Source organism: Bradyrhizobium sp. BR 10289 (assembly GCF_019455385.1).
Lineage (GTDB): Bacteria > Pseudomonadota > Alphaproteobacteria > Rhizobiales > Xanthobacteraceae > Bradyrhizobium.
The window spans coordinates 1-25,914 of the sequence record NZ_JACOFR010000025.1 but is presented as its reverse complement, the minus strand read 5'-3'; the positions used below and the strand labels follow the sequence as shown (position 1 = coordinate 25,914).

At 65.3% G+C, this 25,914-nt stretch carries 23 protein-coding genes; 7 read left to right on the top strand and 16 right to left on the bottom strand.

Annotated features, from left to right (window positions below; translation table 11 throughout):
• Positions 1–174: 174 nt before the first annotated feature.
• Positions 175–1,380 carry a CaiB/BaiF CoA transferase family protein gene (locus tag HYH08_RS30380; protein ID WP_220013508.1) on the top strand — a complete coding sequence of 402 codons (1,206 nt, stop codon included), beginning with the start codon at positions 175–177 and terminating at the stop codon, positions 1,378–1,380.
• Between the two features lie 120 nt (positions 1,381–1,500).
• Here the strand turns inward: HYH08_RS30380 and HYH08_RS30375 are convergent, their stop codons facing one another.
• The 6 genes from HYH08_RS30375 to HYH08_RS30350 all read right to left on the bottom strand — a co-directional run bounded on the left by HYH08_RS30375 (position 1,501) and on the right by HYH08_RS30350 (position 7,339).
• On the bottom strand, positions 1,501–1,665 hold the full coding sequence (locus tag HYH08_RS30375; RefSeq protein ID WP_220013507.1) for a hypothetical protein: 165 nt from the start codon (positions 1,663–1,665) through the stop codon (positions 1,501–1,503).
• Between the two features lie 27 nt (positions 1,666–1,692).
• Complete coding sequence (locus HYH08_RS30370; protein ID WP_220013506.1) at positions 1,693–3,243, bottom strand: hypothetical protein; 1,551 nt, start codon at positions 3,241–3,243, stop codon at positions 1,693–1,695.
• Positions 3,244–3,336: 93 nt separating this feature from the next.
• Positions 3,337–4,353 (bottom strand): hypothetical protein, encoded by a 1,017-nt coding sequence (locus HYH08_RS30365; RefSeq protein ID WP_220013569.1) that lies wholly within the window; start codon positions 4,351–4,353, stop codon positions 3,337–3,339.
• A 458-nt stretch (positions 4,354–4,811) separates the two neighbouring features.
• Entirely contained in the window at positions 4,812–5,597 is a 786-nt protein-coding gene (locus tag HYH08_RS30360) for an ABC transporter substrate-binding protein (protein ID WP_349631473.1), read from the bottom strand.
• Between the two features lie 78 nt (positions 5,598–5,675).
• A complete protein-coding gene (locus HYH08_RS30355; protein ID WP_220013504.1) occupies positions 5,676–6,440 on the bottom strand; it encodes an amino acid ABC transporter ATP-binding protein in 765 nt (254 codons plus the stop codon).
• Complete coding sequence (locus HYH08_RS30350) at positions 6,437–7,339, bottom strand: amino acid ABC transporter permease (protein ID WP_220013503.1); 903 nt, start codon at positions 7,337–7,339, stop codon at positions 6,437–6,439. The genes HYH08_RS30355 and HYH08_RS30350 overlap by 4 nt, the downstream gene beginning before the upstream one ends.
• A gap of 161 nt (positions 7,340–7,500) precedes the next feature.
• Between HYH08_RS30350 and HYH08_RS30345 the strand changes: the two genes are divergently transcribed.
• Together HYH08_RS30345 and HYH08_RS30340 are read left to right on the top strand one after the other, a co-directional pair.
• Positions 7,501–8,766 (top strand): M20/M25/M40 family metallo-hydrolase, encoded by a 1,266-nt coding sequence (locus HYH08_RS30345; protein ID WP_220013502.1) that lies wholly within the window; start codon positions 7,501–7,503, stop codon positions 8,764–8,766.
• A 91-nt stretch (positions 8,767–8,857) separates the two neighbouring features.
• The gene (locus tag HYH08_RS30340) at positions 8,858–9,877 is read left to right on the top strand and encodes a LacI family DNA-binding transcriptional regulator (RefSeq protein WP_220013568.1); all 1,020 of its coding nucleotides are present in this window, start codon (positions 8,858–8,860) and stop codon (positions 9,875–9,877) included.
• A 37-nt stretch (positions 9,878–9,914) separates the two neighbouring features.
• Here HYH08_RS30340 and HYH08_RS30335 read toward each other — a convergent pair whose 3' ends face one another.
• The 3 genes from HYH08_RS30335 to HYH08_RS30325 all read right to left on the bottom strand — a co-directional run bounded on the left by HYH08_RS30335 (position 9,915) and on the right by HYH08_RS30325 (position 12,043).
• Complete coding sequence (locus HYH08_RS30335; RefSeq protein ID WP_220013501.1) at positions 9,915–10,412, bottom strand: TPM domain-containing protein; 498 nt, start codon at positions 10,410–10,412, stop codon at positions 9,915–9,917.
• A gap of 2 nt (positions 10,413–10,414) precedes the next feature.
• Positions 10,415–11,308 carry a TPM domain-containing protein gene (locus HYH08_RS30330; protein WP_220013500.1) on the bottom strand — a complete coding sequence of 298 codons (894 nt, stop codon included), beginning with the start codon at positions 11,306–11,308 and terminating at the stop codon, positions 10,415–10,417.
• Between the two features lie 132 nt (positions 11,309–11,440).
• Positions 11,441–12,043 (bottom strand): LemA family protein, encoded by a 603-nt coding sequence (locus tag HYH08_RS30325; RefSeq protein WP_220013499.1) that lies wholly within the window; start codon positions 12,041–12,043, stop codon positions 11,441–11,443.
• Between the two features lie 171 nt (positions 12,044–12,214).
• Here HYH08_RS30325 and HYH08_RS30320 point away from each other — a divergent pair, with 171 nt between their 5' ends.
• The gene (locus tag HYH08_RS30320; protein ID WP_220013498.1) at positions 12,215–13,069 is read left to right on the top strand and encodes an enoyl-CoA hydratase; all 855 of its coding nucleotides are present in this window, start codon (positions 12,215–12,217) and stop codon (positions 13,067–13,069) included.
• A gap of 316 nt (positions 13,070–13,385) precedes the next feature.
• Here the strand turns inward: HYH08_RS30320 and HYH08_RS30315 are convergent, their stop codons facing one another.
• Together HYH08_RS30315 and HYH08_RS30310 are read right to left on the bottom strand one after the other, a co-directional pair.
• Positions 13,386–15,710, bottom strand: a complete 2,325-nt coding sequence (locus tag HYH08_RS30315; protein WP_220013497.1) for a xanthine dehydrogenase family protein molybdopterin-binding subunit — start codon at positions 15,708–15,710, stop codon at positions 13,386–13,388.
• A 196-nt stretch (positions 15,711–15,906) separates the two neighbouring features.
• Positions 15,907–16,782: a dihydrodipicolinate synthase family protein gene (locus HYH08_RS30310; RefSeq protein WP_220013496.1), complete on the bottom strand. Its 876-nt coding sequence runs from the start codon at positions 16,780–16,782 to the stop codon at positions 15,907–15,909.
• Positions 16,783–16,970: 188 nt separating this feature from the next.
• Here HYH08_RS30310 and HYH08_RS30305 point away from each other — a divergent pair, with 188 nt between their 5' ends.
• Positions 16,971–18,092 carry a diguanylate cyclase domain-containing protein gene (locus HYH08_RS30305; protein ID WP_502789086.1) on the top strand — a complete coding sequence of 374 codons (1,122 nt, stop codon included), beginning with the start codon at positions 16,971–16,973 and terminating at the stop codon, positions 18,090–18,092.
• 15 nt (positions 18,093–18,107) lie between these two features.
• Here HYH08_RS30305 and HYH08_RS30300 read toward each other — a convergent pair whose 3' ends face one another.
• Entirely contained in the window at positions 18,108–19,073 is a 966-nt protein-coding gene (locus HYH08_RS30300) for a VOC family protein (protein WP_220013494.1), read from the bottom strand.
• Positions 19,074–19,260: 187 nt separating this feature from the next.
• Between HYH08_RS30300 and HYH08_RS30295 the strand changes: the two genes are divergently transcribed.
• Both HYH08_RS30295 and HYH08_RS30290 read left to right on the top strand, forming a co-directional pair.
• Positions 19,261–20,127 carry a S1C family serine protease gene (locus HYH08_RS30295; protein ID WP_220013493.1) on the top strand — a complete coding sequence of 289 codons (867 nt, stop codon included), beginning with the start codon at positions 19,261–19,263 and terminating at the stop codon, positions 20,125–20,127.
• On the top strand, positions 20,124–20,495 hold the full coding sequence (locus HYH08_RS30290) for a response regulator transcription factor (protein WP_220013492.1): 372 nt from the start codon (positions 20,124–20,126) through the stop codon (positions 20,493–20,495). Before HYH08_RS30295 ends, HYH08_RS30290 begins: the two co-directional genes overlap by 4 nt.
• Here HYH08_RS30290 and HYH08_RS30285 read toward each other — a convergent pair.
• From HYH08_RS30285 to HYH08_RS30270, 4 genes are all read right to left on the bottom strand, one after another.
• Positions 20,490–21,560, bottom strand: a complete 1,071-nt coding sequence (locus HYH08_RS30285; RefSeq protein ID WP_220013491.1) for a sensor histidine kinase — start codon at positions 21,558–21,560, stop codon at positions 20,490–20,492. The genes HYH08_RS30290 and HYH08_RS30285 overlap by 6 nt on opposite strands.
• Entirely contained in the window at positions 21,547–22,239 is a 693-nt protein-coding gene (locus HYH08_RS30280) for a response regulator transcription factor (RefSeq protein WP_220013490.1), read from the bottom strand. Before HYH08_RS30280 ends, HYH08_RS30285 begins: the two co-directional genes overlap by 14 nt.
• Positions 22,240–22,339: 100 nt before the next feature.
• A complete protein-coding gene (locus HYH08_RS30275) occupies positions 22,340–22,819 on the bottom strand; it encodes a hypothetical protein (RefSeq protein ID WP_220013489.1) in 480 nt (159 codons plus the stop codon).
• 304 nt (positions 22,820–23,123) lie between these two features.
• The gene (locus HYH08_RS30270; protein WP_220013487.1) at positions 23,124–25,460 is read right to left on the bottom strand and encodes a Tex family protein; all 2,337 of its coding nucleotides are present in this window, start codon (positions 25,458–25,460) and stop codon (positions 23,124–23,126) included.
• Positions 25,461–25,914 lie beyond the last annotated feature (454 nt).

The window sequence follows — 25,914 nt, the reverse complement described above, 5'->3', positions numbered from 1 at the left end:
AAGCTGTACAACCGGGACGGGCGGATTGCCATAACCGTCAGGCATGCCGCCCCCGGCAAGGCGCCGGCCGGAAGCCGTTGCATCCCGCCAAAACATCGGTCAAATGGTTGCGCCGTCAGGGATTATGAATTCCAGCCAGCGGGAAACAACAAGAGCTAAGGGAGCAACGCCGCGATGGAAAAAGGCATTTTTGCGGGGCTGAAGGTTCTGGACTGCGCGAGCTTCATCGCCGCCCCTGCCGCTGCGACCGTGCTGTCGGATTTCGGCGCCGATGTCGTCAAGATCGAGCCGCCCGGCACCGGGGATCCCTACCGCAATCTGCCCAATCTGCCCGGCTATCCCACCGGCGAGCACAATTTCGCCTGGCTGCTGGAGGCCCGCAACAAGAAGAGCATCGCGCTCGACCTTGCAAAGCCGGAAGCGCAGGCCGTGCTCTACAGACTGGTGGAAGAGGCCGACGTCTTCATCACCAACATGCCGCCGCCGGTGCGCGCCAAGCTCGGCATCACCTATGACCACCTCGCCCATCTCAACGACCGGCTGATCTACGCCTCCTTCACCGGCTACGGCGAGAAGGGCGAAGAGGCCAACAAGCCCGGCTTCGACAGCAACGCCTATTGGGCGCGCTCCGGCCTGATGGACCTCGTCCGGGCCGACACCGACACCACACCGGCCCGTTCCGTCGCCGGGATGGGCGACCACCCCTGCGCCATGGCGTTCTACGGCGCCATCGTCACCGCGCTGTATCAGCGCGAGAAGACCGGCAAGGGCTCACATGTCGCCTCCAATCTGATGGCGAACGGGGTGTGGGCGGCGAGCGTGCTGGCGCAGGCCAAGCTCTGCGGGGCCAAGTTCGGCGAACGGCGGCCGCGCGAGCGCGCGCTCAACGCGGTCGCCAATCACTATCAGTGCAAGGACGGCCGCTGGCTGATCCTGTCACTGCTGAACGAGGAGAAGCAGTTTCCGACGCTGGCCAAGTGCCTCGGGCGCGAAGACCTCATCACCGATCCGCGCTTCGCCACCAAACCCGACCGCCACGCCCGCTCGGTGGAGCTGATCAAGATTTTTGACGAGACCTTTGCGACCAAGGATCTCGCCGAATGGCGCAAGATCCTCGACGGCAACGGCCTTGTTTTCGGCATCGTCGCCATTCTCGACGATATTCCCAACGACAAGCAGATGCTCGACAACGAGGTGCTGGTGCCGTTCGAGAACGACACCATGCTCACCATCTCCAGCCCGATCTGGATCGAAGGCGCCAAGAAGGTCCAGCCGCGCAAGCCGCCGGCGGTCGGCGAGCACAGTGACGAGATTTTGCGCGGGGCGGGATACGACGAGCAGGCGATCAAGAAGCTGCGGGGTTCGGGGGCGGTGGGCTGAGCTCGCGCCGCATATTCCGTCTTTGCGAGGGGCGAAGCGACTAAGCAATCCAGAATCCCACCCCGCATGCATTACTGGATTGCTTCGCTTCGCTCGCAATGACGGCGAGAGTAGCGCCGGCTATTTCAACGCCAGCCAGCCCAGCGTGAAGAGAATCCCGCCGACGATGACGACCACCGCGACCGCCCAGGTGCTGACGCGGATGCTGCCGGTGATCTGCTTGGCCTCCTCATTTCGCGCAATCTCGCGATTGCGTTCCTTGTTGGCTTCGCTCGTCTCCGTCATGGGTCATCCAAATCGGCTGGAGGTGGCCTAACGCGTCCTGATGAAGCACATGCCGATGCGGCTCGAGGCCGCGGCGGCCTGACAGGTCAGACCCTTAGCACAGCTCCATGACGTAAAACTCTTATCGGGCGTTCCCGATCCCGCATTTTGCAGGGAACAATGTGCGCCCCAGCCGTCCTGATATTCGGTGCCGGCGAGCTCGGCGCTGCCGCGGGTTTGCGGGCGGCTGGCAAATCCGCGCGAGAAATCAGGGCGTTTGCCTGCGGCGAAGGCGGTCAGGATGTCACGGCGGCGGATCTGGTCGCCGACGAAATGCGGCGAGGCTGGCACGATGGTGGAATTGGACGGCTTGTCCGCAAGCCAGTCCACGCCGGGGAAATGGAAGCCGCCGATGCCGCGGGTCTGGTGGCAGCCGGCGCAGGTGACGTCGTTGAGACGGCGCTGGAAACCCGCGACCGAGCGGATGTTCTGCATATCGATGCCGCGCGCGGCAGCCTGCTTCAGCGCGCCGACCACGTCGTCGTCGGTGAAGACGGGATCGGCCTTGCCCTCGCCCGTTCCTTCCCCTTGCATCATGCCGAACTCCGGCTGCATCGCCGATGCATCGAGGCCGGCGGGCGTCGGCACCAATGCAGCCTTGGCCAAAAACTTTTCCGGGATCAGCACCGTGCCGCGATCGAACGCGCGGAGATTGTCCGGCGCAAGCAGCCAGGACGTGAATTCCCGCCGGAGATCGGCGTCGGCCAGAATCCTGTCGCGGTCGATCTGGTTCTCCAGCGTCGATTCCTCGAACGTCTTCGTTGCGGCGTCGTACTTGAACACCTTGAGCAGATAGTCGGAGCGGAAGTCGTGCAGTGCCGATTTCGGCGCGATCGAGATCTGGATATTTGTCTCGATGCGATCGAGCATCGCATCGTCGGGTGATCGGCCGCCGCCGATCAGGCCCTGCCAGTCGCCATTGTCGAGCCAGCGCCGCGCGACCTCGGCGCAGGTGACGGGCTTGCCGCCCGCATCGACCTGATGAGGATCTCGTGCCTTCATCACCAGGTTGAATGTCATCGGCAGGCGCGTCGCGCTCGTGCTGCCGTTGGGCCTGGTCTCGAAACGGGCGAGACGGTAGATCAGCCGGATCTCGCCGCAGGCCTCCTCCGAGACATAGGCACGGTCCATGCGGTTGACGATGCCGGCGAGGACAAAGCGTGTGTCGCGGGATTTCAGATTGGCGCGGTCGAACAGCTGCACGTCAAAGCCTTCGCCGACGCCGATGGTCTCGGTCGGCCAGGCCGCCTTCTGCTGCGCGACATAGCGATCGAACTCCGCATCGATGGCGGGGGGAATATCCTTGAGCTGCGGCAGCGACCCGAACAGCATATCGGTCGTGAGCGGAAAGTTCGCGTTGCGCTCCGGCCAGAGCAGCCGCGAGATCGTCAGCCTGTCGTCATGGTCGAGCTTGCGCAGGAGATCGCGATCGGTGATCGCAGTGCCGCGCATGGGCTGTGCGTTCTCTGCGGCAAAAGACGGCACGACGCCGCCGAGCAAGACGACGACAGCAAGGAGAATTCGCAACGCGCGGCTCATGCCTTCAGTAACACCGGCGGCGCGAGCCTATTCAAGCAAAAAGGCGCTTCACAGGGTGGTGAAGCGCCTTTTCAAAAGTGCTATATCGGACGCTTAGCGCGAGACGATCAGGCCCTTGCTGGTGACGACCACCCAGCGGCCGTCCTGGCGGCGGATCGCATCGACGCGGCCGATGCCGGGGATGGGATCGCCCGGATAGACCTCGTAGAGGCCGTCGCGACCTTCGATCAGCGCACCGCCATTGGCGGCATTGCGCAGCCTCCAGCCTTCGATCGTCGGCAAACGTCCGACCTCGGTCTTGGGAGCGGCGGGCGCGGGAGCCGGTGCGGCGGCGGCGGTCGCAACCTGGGTCGGCGCGATCGAGCCGGTGGTCTCCTTGGGCGCCGCGGGAGCTGCTGCAGCCTGCGCGGGGGCTGCCGGCGGCGTGGCGCGGAGCTTGTCGACGGTCTCGGACAGTTTTGCGATCTTGGCCATCGGCTCGGCCTGCGCCTTTTCGAGCTTGTCGAGGCGATCATTGGCGCGATTGAACTGGCTGAGGCCGGTCTTGGAGGTGTGCTCGACATTGGCCTTGAGCGCAACGATGTCGGCATCGATCCGCGCAATGGACGCATCCAGCGCGCTGGTATCGGCGACCTGAGCAGGCGCGACGGCCGGGGCAGCAAAATGCATCACGCCGGCGGTCGCGAGCGCGCCGCTGATGGCGCCGACGCTCGCCGCAATCGCCACCACCGCGGCCATCGCCGACAGGCGGCGCTTGGCTCCGGTCTCGCGGGGCTCCTCCGCCTTCACATGCGGGGCAAACTCCTCACGATCCCAGGAGCGCTCCGACGGCGCCATGACGATGAGCTTGCCGAGCTTCGGCTCAGCTTTGGTCTCGCCCTTCGGCTCAGCCTTTATCTCGGTCTTGATCTCAGTCTTGATCTCACTCTTGGGCACCACGATCGGGGGCGGCTCGACCTTGGGGGCTTCCGCCTTCACCGGATCAGGTTTGGGCAGCGTCTCGTGGTCGGGGGCAATCGAAGGGGCCTCGATGCCGGCAGGCTCGACGGCCTGCAGCGCGGTCGCCGCAGCTTCAACGACGCCAGTATCCTGGGCGGCCTGCTCAGTCATCGGTTCGCTCACGGCTCAAATACTCCAGTCTCGGTTGACCTTTTGGTAACTTTCATTGCTTGCGAAATCCTTACCCGCGGACCCGCTTACCGAAATTTTAGGAACTCTTCCGGGGCCGAATTGGGTCGGGAAAGTGGAACCGGCGTGGCAGGCATGAAACAATTTGTAACCGGGTGAAGATGAACGGCCACGGAATGGGACGGACAGACCAGTGCTTCCCGCGGCTGGGCGCGCACCATCCTGATCGATGCCGGGTTGTCCTCGAGCTATCGGCGATGGCGTAGTGCCTGACTTTCGCGGGCCCGCCGGAACACACCGCAGGAAGCGATGCGAATTGCGATCGCAGAATCGCATAGCCTCTTGAGGAGCGCACTGGACGCGCGCTCGAATTTCGAGCCGATCATGCAATTGGCCAGGGATCTGGACAAGCCGGACGATTTAGAGGGCGCGACGACACATCAGGGCTGGCCGTTGATCATGGCTTGCTCGACCGCACTGCCCGTTAGGTCCCATTTGCGCAGCAGCTCCTGATAGCTGCCATCGACCATGAGCGCCGCGAGCGCCTGCTTGAGCTTCAGCCCGAACGGCGCATCGTCTTTGGCGAATCCGAGTCCCATGTCCTGAACGAGGAATGGCTTGCCGAGAATGACGTAGCGGTTGCCCTCGATCGTGTTCTGATACGGGATGGTCTCGGCGCCCTGGACGGCTGCATCCGCGCGCCCCTGGTTCAACTGCAGCCGCGTATCCGGTGATCCGTCCGTGCCCACGACAACCACGGCAGGCTTGCCGGCTGCGGTGCAATGCTCGTCGCTCCATTTCTCGACCGCCGCGGGCCAGATGGTCCGGCGCGCGGTGGCGACCCGTTTGCCGCACAGCGCATCCAGATCAGGAAAGCGCGCGGCATTGGCACGCAGCGTGAAGAACACCGTGTTGGCGTGGAGGTAATCGAGAAAACTCACGGTTTCCCGACGCTCCGGCGTATCGGCCATACCAGCCACGATGACGTCCGCCCGCTTGGTCTCGACCGAACTGATCAGCTGATCGAAGCTCGAATCGATCCAATTGACCTTGACGCCGATCCTGGCGGCGATCGCCTCAACGATATCGACGTCGAAACCGATCAGCTTGCCGGATGCCGGGTCCTTGAATTCGAAAGGAGGATATTTCGGCACCGTCGCCGCATTGAGGATTGTCTTCGCCCCCTGCGCGTTAGCGATACCCGTAGCCTGGCCGAGCCCGATCACAACGGCGAGGGCTGCAAAACAAAGGCTGGATCGTGACAACATGATATTTCCCCTGTGCGCGCCGATGGCGTCGAATGGCTAGCCCAGCACCGCCGAGATGAAATCGCGTGTGCGGGCCTGGGTTGGCCTGCCGAGGACCTGTTCCGGCGAGCCGGCTTCGACCGCCAGCCCCTGATCCATGAACAGCACCCGGTTCGCGACTTCGCGCGCGAATCCCAGTTCGTGCGTGACGACGATCATGGTCATTCCGCTCCGCGCGAGGTCGCGCATGACGGAAAGCACTTCACCGACGAGCTCCGGATCGAGCGCGGAGGTCGGCTCGTCGAACAGCATCAACGCCGGCTTCATCGCGAGCGCGCGGGCGATTGCGACCCGCTGCTGCTGGCCGCCCGACAGCTCGATCGGATAAGCCCCGCATTTGTGCGCAAGACCCACGCGCGCGAGCAGCTCTTTGGCGGCCAATTCGGCCTGCCTGCGCTCCATCTTCAAGACCTGAACCGGGCCTTCAATGACGTTCTCCAGGGCGGTCTTGTGCGGAAACAGGTTGAAGCGCTGGAACACCATGCCGGTCGCAAGTCGTTGCCGCGCGATCTCGCGCTCGGACAGCTCGAACAGCTTGCGGCCGGTGCGCCGGTAACCGACAAGTTCGCCGTTGACCCACAGGGCACCACCATCGATGACTTCGAGCTGGTTGATGCAGCGCAGGAAGGTGCTCTTGCCCGAGCCTGACGGGCCGACAATGCACAGCACCTCGCCACGGTCGATTTCGAGATCAATGCCCTTCAGTGCTTCGAACCCGCCGAAGGATTTGCGCGGGGCGACAGATTTGACGATGGGCGTCACGTCGATGCCCCGGCTCGTCTCGTTGCGCCGAAGGCGCCGGCGCCGCGTGCAAAATATCGTTCGACCCGTCCTTGGAGGGTGGAGAGCACCGTGACGACGACGACGTACCAGATGCCCGCGACGATCAGCAGCTCGATGACACGGTTGTTCGCGTAATAGATGTTTTCGGCGCTATAGACGATTTCCGGAAACTGGATCACGCTCGCCAGCGAGGTCAGCTTCACCATGCCGATCAGTTCGTTGCCGATCGGTGGGACGATCACGCGCATGGCCTGGGGAAGGATGATCCGGCGCAGCGCTTGCAAGTTAGGCATGCCGATCGCCTTGGCCGCCTCGTATTGGCCCTGGTCGACAGACAACAGGCCGGCGCGCACCACCTCGGACGTATAGGCTCCCTGATTGATGCCGAGCCCCAGCAACGAAGCGAGGAAGGGCGTCATCACTTCGACGGTCGGCACCTCGACAAGCCCGGGAATGCCGAGACTGGGGAAGACCAGGGCAAGGTTGAACCACAGCAACAGTTGCAGCAGCACGGGCGTGCCGCGGAAGAACCAGACATAGCCGGCCGCCGCGCAATTGATCACCGGGTTCGCCGACAGCCGCATGACGGCGACGGTCACGCCGATGGAGACGCCGAGCAGCATTGCGAGCGCCGTCATCAGCACCGTGTTGCCAAGGCCCACGACGATGCTGCGCACCGCAAGATATTGTCCGACGACGGCCCATTCGATCCGGCCGTGGGCAAACGCCATGACGACCCAGGACACGAGCGCGACGATCAGCGCGGCGCTGACATAGCGGCCGACGTGCTTCCGCCGCACATGCTCGAACTCCGAGATGTCCTCGGTAAAGCCGTCTCGCCCGCCCAGGACGGGATTTTCACTCAATACGCTTGCCATGACGGTGTCTTCGTCGTCCTGCGATGCTCGCTGCACATTCATTTGCGCGATCGCCAGCGTGCCGCCGGCTCGTCGCCGCGGGTCTGGAGCTACCGGCTTGCCTTTGGATTCTCGCTTTAGTAAATCGTTTTACTAAACTACAAGGACCGGAAGGAATGTCAATGCATCATGTCACGAAAGAGGATCTGATCGCCCAGATCGAGCGCGATCGAGCCTCCCACATCGCGTTTCTCCAGGCGTTCATTCGGGAGCCGTCGCCCAATCCGCCAGGCGATACGCGGCGGGCCGCGCGCGTCGTGACGCATTACCTCGCAAACCGCGGCATCGAGCCGTCGATCGTCGCCCCGCGGGAGGACCTGCCCAATATCGTCGCCGAATTCGAGGGGAGACGCAGCGGACGGCGCCTGGTGATGAACGGCCATATCGACGTGTTTCCGGTGGGTGACGGCAGCGGCTGGACGCGCGATCCCTGGTCGGGCGCGCTGGAAGATGGCTGCGTGCATGGCCGCGGAGCCTGCGACATGAAGGCCGGCACCGCCGCCTCGATCATCGCGTTCAGCTACCTGCACGCCCGCCGCGCCGCGCTGTCGGGCAGCCTTGGCCTCACCGCCGTGTCGGATGAGGAGACTGGCGGACGCTGGGGCAGCCGCTGGCTGCTCGAAAACGACACGCGATGGCATGGCGACTGCATGATCAACGCGGAGCCGAGTGGGCTGCAGACCGTCCGCTTCGCCGAAAAAGGCACGCTGCGGCTGACCTTCACGGTCCGGACCGCCGGCGCGCATGGCGCCTATCTGCACAAATCGGAGAGCGCGACGCGGATCGCTGCGAGCCTGATCACCCGGCTTGGACAGATCGAGGCGATCGTCCCCGACCTCTCACCTTCTTTGCGCAACTATCTCGCCTTGCCCGAAGTGCGCGCGGCAGCGGACGGCGCGATGGGCGCCGGCGCCGCCGACGTCCTGACCCGCCTCACGCTGAACATCGGCACCGTCCAGGGCGGGCTGAAGGTCAACATGATCCCCGCGTCCTGCGTCTTCGAGGCGGACATTCGGTTGCCGATCGGCCTGGATGCCGCTCGAGTGATGCAGACCATCCACACCATTCTCGCCGACTACCCGCAGGCGGAAGTCGCCATTCAGGAGGCCGCCAGCAATCCTCCGAATTCATGCGCACACGACCACCCGATGGTCGGCATCCTCGCGCGCAACGCCGAGACCGTCTCCGGTCTGCGCCCGGTCGCGGTTCCCTCGCTCGGCGCAACCGATTGCAAGTTCTGGCGCTATCACAAGGTGCCCGCTTATATCTATGGGCCGGCACCGACGCGCATGGCGGCTGCCAACGAATGCGTGTCGGTCGAGGAGTTCATGACGGTCATCAAGACCCACACGCTATCGGCCTGGGACTACCTGACTGACGGTGGATAGCCCGGCGCCGGCCGCTTTCCGATGCTATAGGATTCGAGAGCCGGACCGATACCTGTCGCCCCGGCGCGAGATCATCCAGAGGCGAGGCTTGGTGGCTGGCAAGAGAGTAACGATAGCCGATGTCGCGAAGGCGACGGGCGTCTCGCCCGGCGCGATATCGCGCATCCTGAACAACGACCCGACCCTCAACGTGCGGGACGAGACCAAGGAGACGGTGCGGCGCGCGATCGCGGAGCTGGGCTACGTCCCCAATCCGCAGGCGCGCGGCCTCCGCCTGGCGCGCTCGGGCAGCCTCGCGATGATCGTGCCAGAGATCAACAGCCCGGCCTTCGTCGCGATCATTCAGGGCGCGCAACGGGCGGCCTACGAACTCGGATATTCGATGCTGATCGGCGGCATCGGCGAGGAAGGCGAGGACCCGAACCTCGCCGCGCGTATTCTCTCCAGCAACAGGGTGGACGGCTTTCTGATCTCCACCGGCAAACAGGAAGCGCGGCAATTGGCGGCCGTACAGCGGCTTGGAGCGCCGGCCGTGCTCGTCAATCGTTACCTGAACGAGCAGCTGCCGCATGTGGTGCTGGATGACAAATCCGGCGTGGCGCTCGCCATCAATCATCTGGCCGACCTCGGCCACGAGCGGATCGGATTTCTCGGCAGCACGCGACGATTCCTCGGCACACGGCGTCTGGCGGGATTCAAGCAGGGGCTTGCCGAACGCGGGCTGCGCTTCGACAAGCGGCTCGTAGTGGATTGCGGCTACGACCGGGAGGGCGGCGAAGCAGGTGCGCACACGGTGCTCGCCCTCGCGGACCGTCCGACCGCGCTCTTTGCCACCAACCATCTGGTCGCCGCGGGCGCGCTACGCGTGGCGCGAGAACTGGCCCTCGATGTTCCCGGCGCGTTATCCATCGCAAGTTTCTATGACGGACCCGTTGCCGACCTGCTGACGCCGGCCGTGACGTCGGTCGCCTACCCGCTTGACCAACTGGGTTATGAGGCTGTGCGGATGCTGGTTCGTCTGATCACGGGCGAAGGAGCGGGGCCCACCGGCATCACCATTCCACCGACCGGCCTCGTCGTCAGACAGTCGACTTGTGCCGTCTCCGGCTAAGTGCGCAAGATCGCGCCACTGGCCGGAACGAGGCCGGCTACATCACCACCGGCGCATCCGGCAGCTCGTTCGGATGCGAGCCATCGGGCGGAAAGTGCCTAGCCAGCTCTTTCGACACCGCCGCGATGCCGGCGATGACGCCGTGCTCGAACCGGCCCGCTTTGAACTCCGCCTCCATCGCGCGGCAGATCGCCTCCCAACCGGCGGCGCCGACCTTCGCGTCGATGCCGCGGTCGGCGATGATCTCGACGTCGCGGTCGGCGAGCAGGAGATAGATCAGGACGCCGTTGTTGTGCGCGGTGTCCCAGATGCGCAGATGCGAGAACAGATCGAGCGCGCGCTCGCGGGCGAGCTGGCCGCGGAACAGCGGGCGGCCGTCGAGTGCGCCTTCGACGACGAAGCGGACCTGGCCGGAATGGGTGGCCTCGCCCTGCCTGATCGCCTGCTCGATGCGGGCGAGCGCGTCCTGCGGAAACACGCGCTTTGCGCGCCAATGATGTTGCAGCAGATGGCGGGTGATGCGTTTGAGGCTCATGACTACCAGCTCCCCGAGGCGCCGCCGCCACCGAAGCTGCCGCCACCGCCGCTAAAACTGCCGCTGTCGCTCGACGACGAGCCGCTGCTCCAGCCCCCCGACGAGGAGCCGCTCGACCACGAGCCGCCGCTTGATCGTCCCGTCCCAGATCCGACCCCCAACAGATCGGCGACGAAGGTCAGGACGGCGCCGAGCACACCGGCGCCGAGGCCGATCACAGCAGACTCCAGTACGAACCAGGCGAGGAGCCCGACTATCACCCCGGTCACCACTGAGCCCAACAGCCGGCCGAACATGGCGCGCAGAAATCCGCCGACGACCAACGGTCCGAACAGCACGAAATAAAAGAGCGGCTCGATGTCGTTCCAGCTGCCGAAGTTCACGCTGCGCGAGGGCGTCGGCAGCGGCTCGCCGTCGATGATGCGGATGATCCGGTCGGCGCCTGCGGAAATGCCGCCGGCGAAATCGCCCTCCCTGAATTTCGGCGTGATGACCTCGTCGATGATGCGCCGCGAGGTGACGTCGGTGAGCGCGCCTTCGAGGCCGTAGCCGACCTCGATGCGCAAATGCCGGTCGTTCTTGGCGACGACGAGGATGGCGCCGTCATCGACCTTCTTGCGCCCGATCTTCCAAGCCTCCGCAACGCGGATCGAGAACTGCTCGATGGTCTCGGGCTGCGTGGTCGGCACGATCAGCACGGCGATCTGGCTGCCCTTGCGCGTCTCGAAGTCGCGCAGCTTTTGCGTCAGCGCAGCAATGTCGCTGCTCGAGAGCGTGCCGGTCTGGTCGACCACGCGGCCGGTGAGTTGCGGGATGGCGACGTCGGCGAAGGCGGGGAAGACGAACGTAAGGAGGAGCGCGATGACGATCGCTGCACACCAAACATTCGCTGTCATCGCCCGGCTTGACCGGGCGATCCAGTATTCCAGAGACGCCGGCGGATTACGGAGAGGCCGCGGCGTACTGGATTCCCCGCCTGCGCGGGGAATGACAGCGGCGGGTGGGGTGCGCATTGGAGCCGAACGCGCTTACTTCGACGGCGCCGGGTTGAAATCCACCTTCGGCGCGGTCGAGATCGCCTTCTCGTTCTCGACGGTGAAATTCGGCTTCTCCTTGTAGCCGAACACCATCGCGGTGAGGTTGCTCGGGAACGAGCGGACGGTGACGTTATAGTCCTGGACCGATTTGATGTAGCGGTTGCGGGCCACAGTGATGCGGTTCTCGGTGCCCTCGAGCTGCGACATCAGATCCTTGAACAGGGCGTCCGACTTCAACTGCGGATAATTCTCGGTGACGACCAGCAAGCGCGACAGCGCGCTGGATAGCTCGCCTTGCGCGGCCTGGAACTTCTGGAACGCCGCGGGATCGTTCAGCACTTCCGGCGTTGCCTGGATGCTGCCGACCTTGGCGCGGGCATTGGTGACGCCGAGCAGCACGTCCTTCTCCTGCTGCGCAAAGCCCTTCACCGAATTGACGAGGTTGGGCACGAGATCGGCGCGGCGCTGATACTGGTTCACCACCTCGGACCAGTTGGCCTTGATCTGCTCGTCCTCGCTCTGGATCGCGTTGTAGCCGCAATTGGTGAGGCTGAGCGAGGCCAGCGCCGCCAGCACGGTGAGGATCTTGCGCATCAAATTTCTCCCGGTGGAATCGGGGGGCAAACTATCAGATCGAACGCATGCGGCGCCAGATCTCCTGATCGGGCGGCGCGAAAAGCAGCCGGCTCACGCAAGCCGCTTGCTTAATCCCGACCGAAATAGTCAACATGGACGAATAACAATAACGAATATCAGGGGAGCGCGATGTCCTCGTTCGAGACCATCCTCGTGGAGCGGCCGGAGCCGTCGATCGCCCGCGTCGTGATGAACCGGCCCGAGGCGCGCAACGCGCAGAACCTGCAAATGACCTACGACCTCAACGCCGCCTTCGACGAAGCGGTGCAGGACGACGCCGTCAAGGTCATCATCCTCGCCGGCAACGGGCCGCACTTCTCCTCCGGCCACGATCTGCGCCCCGGGTCTAGGAACGCCGCCGGCGTCGATTTTCCGCCGATCGGAAATTGGGGCGGCTTCGCCGAGCCGAATGCACACGGCCGGTTCGCGCGCGAACAGGAAATATATCTCCAGATCACACGGCGCTGGCGCAATCTCGCCAAGCCCATGATTGCCGAGGTGCACGGCAAGTGCATCGCCGGCGGATTGATGCTGGCCTGGGCTTGCGACCTCATCGTTGCCAGCGACGATGCACAGTTCTGCGACCCCGTGGTGACGATGGGTGTCTGCGGCGTCGAATGGTTCGTGCATCCCTGGGAGCTCGGCCCGCGCAAGGCCAAGGAGTTTCTGTTCACCGCCGACAGCTGGAGCGCCGAGGAGGCGCACCGGCTCGGCATGGTCAACCAGGTCGTACCGCGCGCAGAGCTTTCATCGCGCGTGCTGGAGCTCGCGCGCCGGATCGCGTCAAAGCCATCCTTTGCGCTGAAGCTGACCAAGGAGGCGGTGAACCGCTCCGTCGACGTCACGGGCCAGCCCGCCGCGATCGACCAGGCCTTCGCGCTGCATCAGCTGTGTCACGCCCACAATCTTCAGGAGTTCGGCATGGTGGTTGATCCATCCGGACTGCATCCCTCCGTGCGCAAGCCGCCGGCGGCTGCGGAGTAGACCATGGACCTCAATCTCAGGGATGAGCAGCGCCTGCTGCGCGACAGCGCGGAACGCTACGATGCCGATCATCGCCGCAGATGGCGAACGAGATGATGCGGGGATTTGAGGGACTGTTGCGCAACACACTCCGGCCGTCGTCCCGGACAAGCGTAAGCGCAGATCCGGGACCCATACTCCGCGGCAATCGCTTTGCGACGACTCGGAGTTGCCAGTGCGTGCAACTAACCAATTCGGTGGTTATGGGTCCCGGATCGGCGCGCGCTTTTGGCGCGCTTGTCCGGGCCGACAGTTGAGATTGTCGCGATGACGCGGACTAACCCGCCGCCTTCGCGTCCCTGATCGCTTTCCAGATCTTCTGCGGCGTCAGCGGCGTGTTGAGCTGGGTGATGCCGAGCTCGGCGAGCGCATCCATCACGCCGTTGGTGACGCAGGGCGGGCCGCCGATCGCGCCGGATTCGCCGCAGCCTTTGGCGCCGAGCGGATTGGTACAGCAGGGCGCGGAATCGTCCAGCGTCACCACGATCGGCGGCACGTCGTCGGCGCGCGGGATGCAATAGTCCTGGTAGCTCGCGGTGAGGAGCTGACCGTCGGCGTCATACGAGACGCCCTCATACAGCGCCTGGCCGATACCTTGCGCGACGCCGCCGTGGATCTGGCCGGTGACCAGCATCGGATTCACGGCGACGCCGACGTCGTCGACCGTAGTGTAGCGCACGACCTTGGAGACGCCGGTCTCCGGATCGATCTCGACCTCGCAGATATGGGTGCCGTTCGGCCAGCTGGGACCATCGACCTCGCCTTCGGAATCGACGCTGAGTTTTGCGCCACTCTCCTTCTCGGCGAGATCGAACAGGCTTATGCGGCGGTCGGTGCCGACCACGGTGAGCATGCCGCCCTGGTATTCGATGTCCTCGACCGAGGTCTCGAGCACGTTGGCCGCCTTCTCGCGCGCCTTCTGGATCAGGTCGTTGGAGGAGACGGCGACGGCCGTGCCGCCGACGAACAGCGAGCGCGAGCCGACGCTGCCAAAGCCCATGGCGAGATCGGTGTCGCCTTGCACGACATCGATCTTGTCGAGGGGAATGCCGAGCGAGTCGGAGATCATCTGGGTGTAGGTGGTCTGCAGCCCCTGCCCCATCGCCATGGTGCCGGAATGCAGCACGACGCGGCCCTGCGAGGTCGCGTGCAGGCTGACCTTCTCGGTGTGGGCGCGGCCGCCGGTCCACTCGATGTAGGAGGTGAGGCCGCGGCCGTAGAGCAGGCCCTTCTTCTTCGCGGCCTTCTTGCGCGCGGCGAAACCGTCCCAGTCGGCGAGCTTCACGGCGCGGTCGAGCATGTGCGCAAAGGCACCGGAATCGTAAACCTGGCCGGCGGCGTTGGTGTAGGGCAGCTGCGCCGGCTTGATGTAGTTGGCTTTGCGGATCGCGCGCGGATCCATGCCGATCTTGCGCGCGGCGGCGTCGAACAGGCGCTCGACGATGAAGACAGCCTCGGGGCGGCCCGCGCCGCGATAGGCGCCGACGGGTGCGGTGTGGGTCATCACCGACTTGATCTCGAAATGCACCAGCGGCAGATCGTAGACACCCGTCTGCACGAACGGCCCGAGCACCAGCGGAATGATGTTCGCCGCGCCTGAGGAATAGGCGCCGGTGCAACCGATCGAGGTGACGCGATAGGCCAGCACCTTGCCCTTCTCATCCAGTGCGAAGGACGCCGTCGAGGTGAGATCCCGGCCATGGGTGCCGCCGACGAACTCGTCGGTGCGATCGCCGCGCCAGCGGATTTTTTTGTTCAGCTTGGTTGCTGCGTAAGCGACGATGCCGTCTTCGGGATAGAGGTTGGTCTTCTGGCCAAAACCGCCGCCGATGTCGCCGACCAGAACGCGCACGCTATCCTTGGGACGCTTCAGCACGGCTTCCGCCAGCACGTCACGGGTCGAGGCCGGGGTCTGCGACTGTACGTGCAGGAGCAGACGGCCGGTCTTCGCGTCGATCTCGGCAATGGTCGAGCGCGGCTCCATTGCTGACGGCACGAGGCGCTGGCTGACGAGATCGAGCTCTACCGTGTGCGCGGCCTTGGCAAAGGCCTCGTCCACCTTGGCGGCATCGCCGTAAGACATCGCGCCGACGATGTTGTCGGGCGCCTCCGGCCACACCACGGGCGCGCCGGGCTTGACGGCCTCGACTGGATCGACAACCGCCGGCTGCACGTCGTATTCGACCACGATCGCCTCGGCCGCGCTCTGGGCTTCCGCGCGCGAAGACGCCACCACCGCGGCCACAGCCTCGCCGGTGTAACGCACGACCTCATGGGCAAGCAGGCGCCGCGGCGGCACCGTCATCGGCTTGCCGTCGGGGCGCTTGAAGATGCTGAGCGTCGGAATGGTGCCGATGTCGTCCTTGACGAGATCCGCGCCGGTATAGATCGCGGTGACGCCGGGCATCTCAGCCGCGGCGCTGGTGTCGATCGAGACGATCTTCGCGTGCGCATGCGGCGAGCGCAGCACGTGCAACCACAGCGCGCCGTCCTGCGGCTTGTCGTCGATGAATTGCCCCTTCCCGGTCAGCAGCCGCTGGTCTTCCAAACGCTTGACGGGCTGGCCCGCTCCGAAACGCAAATTGCCGGGAAGGATATTCATTCCGTGGGATCCTCAGGGTCTTTTCGAAACTGCGGGCAGCCTTTTAGCGGATCGAGGTATGCGAGGCCAGCCGCGGTTTTAGGCGGTGAACCTACGGATTCGTCATGCCCGGGCTTGTCCCGGGCATCCACGTTCTTTCGTGCGGTGAGACGTGGATGGCCGGGTCAAGCCCGGCCATGACGACGACAAGGACAGCTCAGGCCAGCTCTCGCAACGCGGCTTCCACGACCTTGCGCGCCTCGGCAGTCAGCGGGGCCTGCGGTGGGACGGGGTCGCCAACATCATAGCCTTGGATCGAAAGGCCGGCCTTGATGCAGGCGGCGAGGTTGAAGCGGGCGAAGGCCTCGTTGATGCGCCACAGCCGGCGCTGGAGCGCCATGGCCTCATCCCAGCGGCCGGCCTTGCAGAGGTCGTAGAGCGCGACGCTCTGGCGCGGGATGATGCAGGCCGGACCCGCCATCCAGCCGAGGCCGCCGATCAGCATCACCGCGGCGGGGATATGGGCGGAGGCCGAGAATACCCGCAAGGCATCGCCGCAGCGGTTCATGATCGAGAGCAGCCGGCCGGTGTTGGTCGAGGCGTCCTTGATGTAGCCGATGCGCGGATGTTCGGCGAGGCGCGCGATCACGTCGAGGGTGAGATCGGAGCGCTGGAATTGCGGATTGGTGTAGATGACGACGGGAATGTCGACGGCATCCGCGATGGCGCGGAAATAGGACTCGACCTGGGCATCGCTCAGCGGGAAGTACGCCTCCAGGATCGCAAGGATGCCGTCGGCGCCGAGCCTCTCATAGCCCTTCGCCTGCACCACCGCGTCCGCCGTCGAGGTAGAGGCGACGCCCGCCACGATAGGCACGCGCCCCTGCGCCGCCTCGATCGTGGTCTGCACGACAGCCGTTCGCTGCGGCACGCCGAGATAGGCGAACTCGCCGGTCGAGCCGAGCGGCGTCAGCCCGTGCACGCCGGCACCGATCAGGTCGTCGCAGAGCTTTGCGAGGACGTCGGTGCGTACCGTGCCGTCGGCATCGACGGGCGAGACGAGATAGGGAAAGACGCCGTGGAAGTCGGACATGTCAGGCAGTGTTCCCAAACAGCGGGCGCTACGCGGCCCGTTCATCGCTGCTAACACGCGGAAAAATCGCCAGCAAGCGCGCGCATTGACCACTTCTTAAGGACGTTGCGCGCAGGGCTGTCATGTCGCGCCTTGCCCCGAACCGCTTGTTAGGAAGTGGCGGCGATGGTGCCGGCATGCCTCTCACAATGATGTCCAGGTATCTGCATCCCGACCCGCGCATCCGGCGCGAGCTCGTCGATCTCCTGTACACTTCGCTGCCGCAGGTCTGCGCCATCGGCGTCACCTCCGTGACGGGCGCCGCGGCGCTGGCCATCATGAGCGGCGATACCGGTTACGCCGTGATCTCGGTCTTCATCCTCGTCACGGCGGCGGCCCGGATCTATTCGCTGTTCCGCTACAAGTCGCGCGCGGCGCACTTCTCCGATGCAGACGTGATCCGCTGGGAACGGCTGTACGGGGCAGGCGCATCGGCGTTCGGCCTTGCGCTGGGCATGCTGTCGTATCGGGCGCTCCAGCTCGATGACGCGCCAGGCGCCTGGATCGCGTTCGGGCTGTCGATGTCCTTCTGCGTCGGCATGGTCTCGCGAGCCGCGATCCGCCCCTGGATCATCCTGAATACCGCGGCCGTCCTGTTGACGCCGACCATCATGGCCGGCCTGCTGCGGCCGGAGCTTGCCTACAAGCTCGGCGCCGTGATGCTGGTGTTCTTCTGGCTGACCTTGCGCGAGGCCTCCAAGCATCTGTCTGCGGCCTTCGTCGAACGTATCGAAGACAAGCTCCGCCTGGCGCGGCAAGCCACCCATGATTTCCTGACGGGACTTCCGAACCGCGCGGCCTTCTTCCAGGCACTGGCGTCGACGCGCGGCAAGTTCGCCATTGTCGCCATCGATCTCGACGGCTTCAAGCCCGTCAACGACCGTCACGGCCATCAAGCCGGCGACGATCTGCTGCGTCAGGTGGCTGAAAGGTTGTCGTTCTGCATCGGCGACACCGGCATCGCCGCTCGTTTCGGCGGCGACGAGTTCATGATGCTCAAGCCGATTGCCGAGGGCGACGACGGACGCGAGGAAGCACTTGCGCTGGCGCGCCAAGCCATCCGCGATCTCTCGATGCCCTTTTTGCTGACGGACATTCCGGTCCGCATCGGCGCGAGCGCCGGCATTCTCGTCAGCGATGCCGCGGCAGCGATCTCGACGTCGCAATTGCTTGAGCGGGTCGATCGCGCCCTCTACGTGGCCAAGCGTGCCGGAGGCGGCGGCTGGACCTGGTCGGAAGACGACATCGGACTGGAACGTCGGGCTGGCTGAACCAGCCCTGCCTGTTTACGCCCGGAGCAGCCGCACCCGCGTGCCCCAGGGATCGATCGCCTCCACGCCATCGGCCAGCGCGGTGACTTGCGTGCCGCCCTTGCGCAGGCGCTGCTCCTGGGCGGCGAGGATGTCGGGCTTCGCCATCACCAGCGAAAACCAGGCAAGGCCGGTCGCTTGATCATCGCGCCGGCCGGCGCCCTCGCTCTGCCAGACATTCATGCCGAGGTGATGGTGATAGCGGCCCGACGACAGGAACGCGGCGCCGTTGCGGCTGCGGGTCGGATCGAGGCCGATGGCGCCGTGGTAGAAGCTCTGCGCCTGCGCGAGATCGCCGACCCGCAGGTGCATGTGGCCGATGCGCAAACCGTCCGGCGCCCTGGCGTAGTCAGGCACGCGCGTGTTGGTCAGCGACAGCAGGTCGGGGATGTCGAGCTCGTCGGTCGCCATCTTCACGCTGCCTTCGCTCCACTGCCATTGCGAGGGATCGCGGTCGGCGTAGACCTCGATGCCGTTGCCTTCGGGATCGTCGAGATAGACCGATTCGCTGACGAGGTGATCAGCAAAGCCCGACAGCTTCACGCGATGCGAGGCGGCATAGACCAGCCAGCGCGCGAGGTCCTTGCGCGTCGGCATCAGGAAGGCGGTGTGATAGAGGCCTGCGGCATTGCGCGGCTCGATCGCAGCATCGGGGCGGGCTTCCAGCACCAGCAGCGTGATGCCTGATGTGCCGAGCTTCGCGACCGTTGCCGAACGCTCCATCACGGTGAGGCCGATCACGTCGCGGTAGTAATCTGCCACCGTGGTGAGGTTCTTCACCCGTAGTGTCACCATGCCGACCCGCATCGGTGTGCGGCTGGCATAGGTCGGCCCGGTACCCTGCGGGTTACCTTCGGCGCGCGCGGCCGCTGCGGCTGCCATCGCAAGCGAGCTGGCGCCGGCGAGTTGAAGCAGGGTGCGGCGGGTGAGATCGATGGTCATCAGTCAGGGCTCGCTGGAAAGGTCTAGGGCCATATGGCGTAATTTTCGGATTGCTACACGTTCCCGTGAGCGGCTCCCAATCACATGTTCGTCGCCCGTGGTCCTACGGAAGGTTTTTCCTGCCCACCCGGCCAGTTTCGCAATTGCCCGCGACATCCCAGATTGAGGACAACTTCAGGAGCTCGCCATGACCGACCTTACTCCTCTGTCCTCACTGTCGACCGCGCTCGCGGACCTCGTGGCGCGCGCCGCTCCGTCCATCGTCTCCGTGCATTCGCATCGGTCCCGCTCGACCGGGTTTGTCTGGAAAGACGGCCTGATCGTCACCGCCGACGAGGCGCTGGCCGACGAGGGCGAGGTCGAGATCGGCCTTGCCGACGGCAGCCGCGTGGCCGCCACGATCGTCGGCCGTGACCACACCACCGACATGGCGCTGTTGCGCGCCGAGATCGCCGTCGCGCCGGCCAAGCTCGTCGCGAAAATCCCGCCGCTCGGCGCGTTGTCGGTCGTGGTTGCCACCAACCGCGAGACACCGAGCGCCGCGCTCGGAATGGTCTCGACATCGGGTAAGGGCTGGCGCTCCTTGCGCGGCGGCGACATCGATGCGCGGATCGAGCTCGACGTCCGCTTGCGGCCGAGCCAGGAGGGCGGCCTTGCGCTCGATGCATCAGGCGAAGCCTTCGGCATGGCGGTGCTCGGGCCACGCCGCGTGCTCGTCATTCCGACCGCAACGATCGAGCGCGTCGCACCGCAGCTCGAGGCGCGCGGCCGCATTGCGCGCGGATATCTCGGCCTCGGGCTCCAGCCGGTGCGGCTCGACGATGGCATCGGCGCGATGGTGATGAATGTCGACAAAGCCGGCCCCTCGGCGGCGGCCGGCATCCGCCAGGGCGATGTGATCGTCGCGGTCAACGACCAGAAGCTCTCCGGCGTGCGCGCGCTGTCGCGGACGCTGGGACCGGCGAGCGTCGGCGCGGTGGTCGATGTCGCGGTGCGCCGCGGCGGTGAGCCCGTCAGCTTCAAGGTCACGGTCGGCGAGAGGCCGGAGGCGTGAGCGCGGACACAACGGACGAGATCGTCCTGTCGCTGGAGATCGACGATCCTGCGCTGGCCGATCGCCTGGCGATGCTGCTCGGCAGGGTCGCCGGGCTGCGTCTCGCCGCGCCCGGCGAGCAGGCCACGGCAACCATCGTCGCGCGCGATCCCCGCAGCAGACCTGCGGACATCGCACTGACGCAGCGCGAGCTCGACGTGCTGGCGCTGATGGCGGAAGGGGCCTCCAACAAGATGATCGCGCGCCAGCTCGGCATCTCCGTGCACACGGTGAAATTCCATGTCGGCTCGCTGCTCGACAAGCTGGATGCCACCGGCCGCACCGATGCGGTGGCGCATGCGGCCCGTCGCGGCGTGATCGAGCTATGATTTTGCCGGGAAGCTGAGCCGGACCGTCAGGCCCGGCGCGTTGTCATGCAGCGCAATCTCGGCGCCATGAAGGCGCGCGACTGCGGCCACAAGGCTAAGACCGAGACCGTTGCCCGGCGTGTAGCGGCTCTGCTCAAGCCGGTAGAATCGCTTGAAGACGTGATCGCGCTCCGCGGCGGGAATGCCTGGACCATCGTCGGCGATCGCGATGCCGGCGCCACCATCGGCGCTGCGGCAGGTCACCGTGACCTGCCCGCCCTTGCGGCCATGCTTGATCGCGTTGTCGACGAGATTGGCGACGGCGTCGAACAGCAGGTCGCGATCGCCGGTGATCGCAACCTCGCGATCGCCGTCAAGGCTGAGGCGGGTTTCGACCTGCTCGGCCGCGGCGTCGTAGAGCTCGACGACCTCGCCGGCAATTTCGGTCAGGTTCAGCGGGCGAAAGGCGCTTCGGCGGGCGCGGGTCTCGATCTCCGAGATCCGGGTGATCGAGGCGAACATGCCGAGCACGGCATCGAGATCGGCGATGGTGTCGCCGATCAGCGTCGCATCGGCCTCGCTGTTGCGCGGCGCGTGATAGGCCTTTTCCAGCCGGCCGCGCATCCGCGTCAGCGGCGTGCGCAGATCGTGGGCGACGTTGTCGCTGACCTGCTTGACCTCGCCCATCAGCGTCTCGATGCGGTCGAGCATCAGGTTGAGGTTCTCGGCAACGCGGTCCCACTCGTCGTGACTGCCGCGCAGGGGAATGCGCCGGTCGAGGGCGGACAGCATGATGGCACGGCTGGTGGCGTTGATCTCCTCGATCCGTCCAACCGTGCGCCGCGTCACCAGCACCGCGGCGAGTCCCGCCAGCACCGCCAGCAACACGGCGACCGCGACCATCGCGAGCTCGATCATCGCGGTAAAACTGCTGTGATCGCCGGCGTCGCCGACCCGGCTCTTCACATAGGCGATCGTGCCGAAATAGACATAGGCCATGATCGACGCAACGATCAGCCCGAATATGGCGATCGCGACCAGCGCGAGGCGAAAGGTCGAGGAGCGGAGCGTCTTAGCCAGGAGCACGGAGACAATATCCGATGCCGCGGATGGTGTGGATCAGCGGATAGGCCTGGGCATCGTCGACCTTGCGGCGGACGCGGCCGACATAGACGTCGATGATGTTGGTGGAGGGATCGAAATGCAGGTCCCAGACGTGCTGGAGCAGCATCGCGCGGGAGACGACGCGGCCCTCGTTGCGGACGAGATATTCGAGCAGCTGGAATTCGCGCGGCAGCAGCGGGATCTTGCGGCCGTGGCGGGAGGCGCTGCGCGTGATCAGGTCGATGGCGAGGTCACCGACGCGCAGCACCGTTTCCTTGGCGATGGTCTCGCTGCGGCGACCGAGTGCCTCCAGCCGTGCCAGCAATTCGGTGAAGGAGAACGGCTTGACCAGATAATCGTCGCCGCCGGCGCGCAGGCCGCGGACGCGGTCGTCGACCTCGCCGAGCGCCGAGATGATCAGGAAGGGCGCGGCGATGCCGTCGTCGCGCAACTGGCGCATCACGGTGATGCCGTCGATGTCGGGCAGCATGCGGTCGATGGTGATCACGGCATAGTCGCGCGCGGCGCCATGGCTGAGGGCTTCGCGGCCCGTGGCGGCGAGATCGACGTCATAGCCGGAGGTCGTCAGCTCCTCGACGAGCTGACCTGCGGTTTCCGGATCGTCCTCGACGACCAGGATGCGGCGGTGACCTCCGGTCATGCAAAACTCCGCGCGACGATCGCCACCAGACTATCCCGTTCCGGGGCGAGGCGGAACAGCCCGATGGCGATCTCGACAATGGTGCGGTACGGCGATGCGACTACCAATAGTCTCCGCACACATTGACCCATTGCCATCCATAGGGCGTCAAGCTCCTGCGCCAGCAGCCGTCGTCATAGCCATTGTAATAGTTGGCGTAGTAGTAGGGCGCGCCGAAGAAGGCGAAACGGCGGAAGTGATTGTGATGGAAGAAGGCGTGGCGGCCGATGAACGGACGGCCGGCAAAGTGCGGCCCGATCGCGGCATGCGCGAAGCGCGCGCCACCGAAGCCCGGTCCGCCGGCAAAGCGTGCGCCGCCAAAGCCGCCGGCTCGCATCCCGCCGAAGCCGCCATGCATTCCCATTCCGCCGCCACCGAAATGCGCGCCGCCGCCAAAGCCACCATGGCCGCCACCGCCGAAGCCACCACCGCCATGGCCTCCGCCACCACCACCGCCGCCGCGCGCGAGCACCGGCGAAGCGACCGCCATCATCGCCGCGAGCGTCGCGGCAGTGAGGCCCTTGAGAAGCCTGTTGTTCATCGAAGCATCCTCCTTGCAGTGCGGCGGTCACCGCGCCGCACTGGGAAGATGGGATGACGGGGCAAGTACCTCAACTTACAAAGGCGCCAGATTCTGACGCGGGTGTTAGTGTAGGTGACGCTCTCTCACTCTTTCGCCCCGTTCTGAGAGGCCGCGGCGAGCTTCGCTCGCGCTGATTGAGTTGGCGAGAGCAGCGAGAGAGTCGGAGGGACCGTTGATCTGGTTGACCTCGTGCCTTGCCCCTCACCCGGATCGCTAACGCGATCCGACCTCTCCCCGCAAAGGGCGGGGAGAGGTTTAGGACTCACGCCCGCTTGCCGTTGTTCTTTTCAGCGGCGCGGCGCATCGCTTCGGCGAGGGCACCGCCACCGCCGGACGATTCCTGCTTGCGCGGGGCGGACGACGTCATGCGCGACGGATTTCGCGAGGAATTGTCGCGCTGCATGCCCGGTGCATCCTTCTTGGCGCCGACCTCGTCGTCGAGACGCAGGGTCAGCGATATGCGCTTGCGGGCGACCTCGAAGTCCAGCACCTTCACTTTCACGATATCGCCGGGCTTCACCACCTCGCGCGGATCCTTGATGTAGGTCTTGGACATCGCCGAGATGTGAACGAGGCCGTCCTGGTGCACGCCGATGTCGACGAAGGCGCCGAAGGCGGCGACGTTGGTCACGGTGCCCTCGAGGATCATGCCCTTCTTGAGGTCCTTGATCTCCTCGACGCCTTCCTTGAACACCGCGGCCTTGAACGCCGGACGCGGGTCGCGGCCGGGCTTTTCCAATTCCTTCAGAATGTCGGTGACAGTCGGCAGACCGAAGGTCTCGTCGACGAAGTCCTTCGGCTTCAAGGTGCGCACGATCTCGCTGGAGCCGATCAGCGCCTTGATGTCGCTCTTGGTGGCCGCGAGGATGCGGCGCACCACCGGATAGGCTTCCGGATGCACGCCGGAGGCATCGAGCGGATCCTCGCCGCCGAGGATGCGCAGGAACCCCGCGCACTGTTCGAACGCCTTCGGGCCGAGCCGCGGCACCTCCTTCAGCGCCTTGCGCGACTTGAACGGGCCGTTGGCGTCGCGATGGGCCACGATGCTCTGTGCCAGGCCCGAGCCGACGCCCGACACGCGCGCGAGCAGCGGCGCGGAGGCGGTATTGACGTCGACGCCGACGGCGTTCACGCAGTCTTCGACCACGGCATCGAGCGACTTCGCCAGCTTGGCCTGGCCGAGGTCGTGCTGATACTGGCCGACGCCGATCGCCTTGGGCTCGATCTTGACGAGCTCGGCGAGCGGATCCTGCAGACGGCGAGCGATCGAGACGGCGCCGCGCAGGGTGACGTCGAGGCCGGGCAGTTCCTCCGAAGCAAACGCCGAGGCCGAATAGACCGAGGCGCCGGCTTCCGACACGACGATCTTGTTCATCTTCAATTCGGCGAGGCCTTTGACAAGCTCGCCGGCGAGCTTGTCGGTCTCGCGCGAAGCGGTGCCGTTGCCGATCGCGATCAGCTCGACCTTGTGTTTCAGCGCGAGCTTGCCGAGGATGGCCAGCGACTCGTTCCACTGCCGCTGCGGCTCGTGCGGATAGATCACGGCGGTGTCCACCACCTTGCCGGTGGCATCGACCACGGCAACCTTGACGCCGGTGCGGTAGCCGGGATCGAGCCCCATGGTCACGCGCGTGCCGGCGGGCGCGGCCAGCAGCAGGTCGCGCAAATTCGAGGCGAACACGCGCACGGCTTCAGTCTCGGCCGCGTTCCACAGCCGCATGCGCAAATCGATGTTGAGATGCACCTGAATCTTGGTGCGCCAGGCCCAGCGCACGGTATCGACCAGCCAGCGGTCGCCGGGACGCTTGAGATCGGCGATGCCGAACCGCTTCATAATCTTCAGCTCATAGGCGCCAGGCACGCCGGCCGGCGGCGCTTCCTCCGCCTGGATCTGGAGATCGAGGATCTCCTCCTTCTCGCCGCGGAACATCGCCAAAATTCTATGCGAGGGCAGCTTGGTCAGCGGCTCCGAGAAGTCGAAATAGTCGGCGAATTTTTCGCCCTCAGTCTTCTTGCCGTCGCGCACCTTGGAGGCCATGCGCGCGTTGGTCCACATGTCTTCGCGCAGCGCGCCGATCAGATCGGCGTCCTCGTCGAAACGTTCGACCAGGATGGCGCGCGCACCGTCGAGGGCAGCGGCCGCGTCCGCAACGCCCTTCTCGGCGTTGACATAGGCTTCAGCCACGTCCTTGGGATCGTTGCCGGGCTCGGCGATGAGCTGATTGGCGAGCGGCTCGAGGCCGGCCTCCTTGGCGATCTCCGCCTTGGTGCGGCGCTTCGGCTTGAACGGCAGATAGATGTCTTCGAGGCGCGCCTTGCTGTCGGCCGCCATGATCGAGGCCTCCAGCGCGGCGTCGAGCTTGCCCTGCTCGCGGACCGATTCGAGGATCGCCTTGCGGCGGTCTTCCAGCTCGCGCAGGTAAACCAGGCGCTCCTCCAGGGTGCGCAATTGCGCGTCGTCGAGCGCACCGGTCGCTTCCTTGCGGTAGCGGGCGATGAAGGGAACCGTGGCGCCGCCGTCGAGCAGCGTCACCGCCGCCTCGACCTGCTCCGCCCGGACCCCAAGCTCCTGCGCAATTTTCTGGTTGATATTTGCCACGCGAGAATCCTTCTAGCCAAGCACGCGACGCGGCGACGAACCACCGGCTGCGGGACGCCGCTTATGGACCAACCGGGGTTGATTCATCAAGGTACTGCGACAGACCGTCGACAGAGGATTTTTTGCTGAACCGATGCGTTCCCGCCACATTCGTGGGGGCGATGGGATGGATTAACGCTCGCCATGACGCATGTGAGATGTTCATGTCGCTCTCCAAGTACCGCTGTCATTCCCCGCGAATGCGGGAAATCCAGTAAGCCGCAGCCTGTCGATTCAATCACAACCGTCTCGGCGTAATGGATCGCCCGGTCAAAGCCGGGCGATGACAGTGAGTGTGTGGTTGCGGACATGCATATTCATCCTCGCGGCTATTTCGCCCGAGCTTTGCTTCATCTCTTGCCCTCTCATCCAAGAGGGCGCAGGGAAGACCGGGTGCCGACTGGCACCCGCGGTC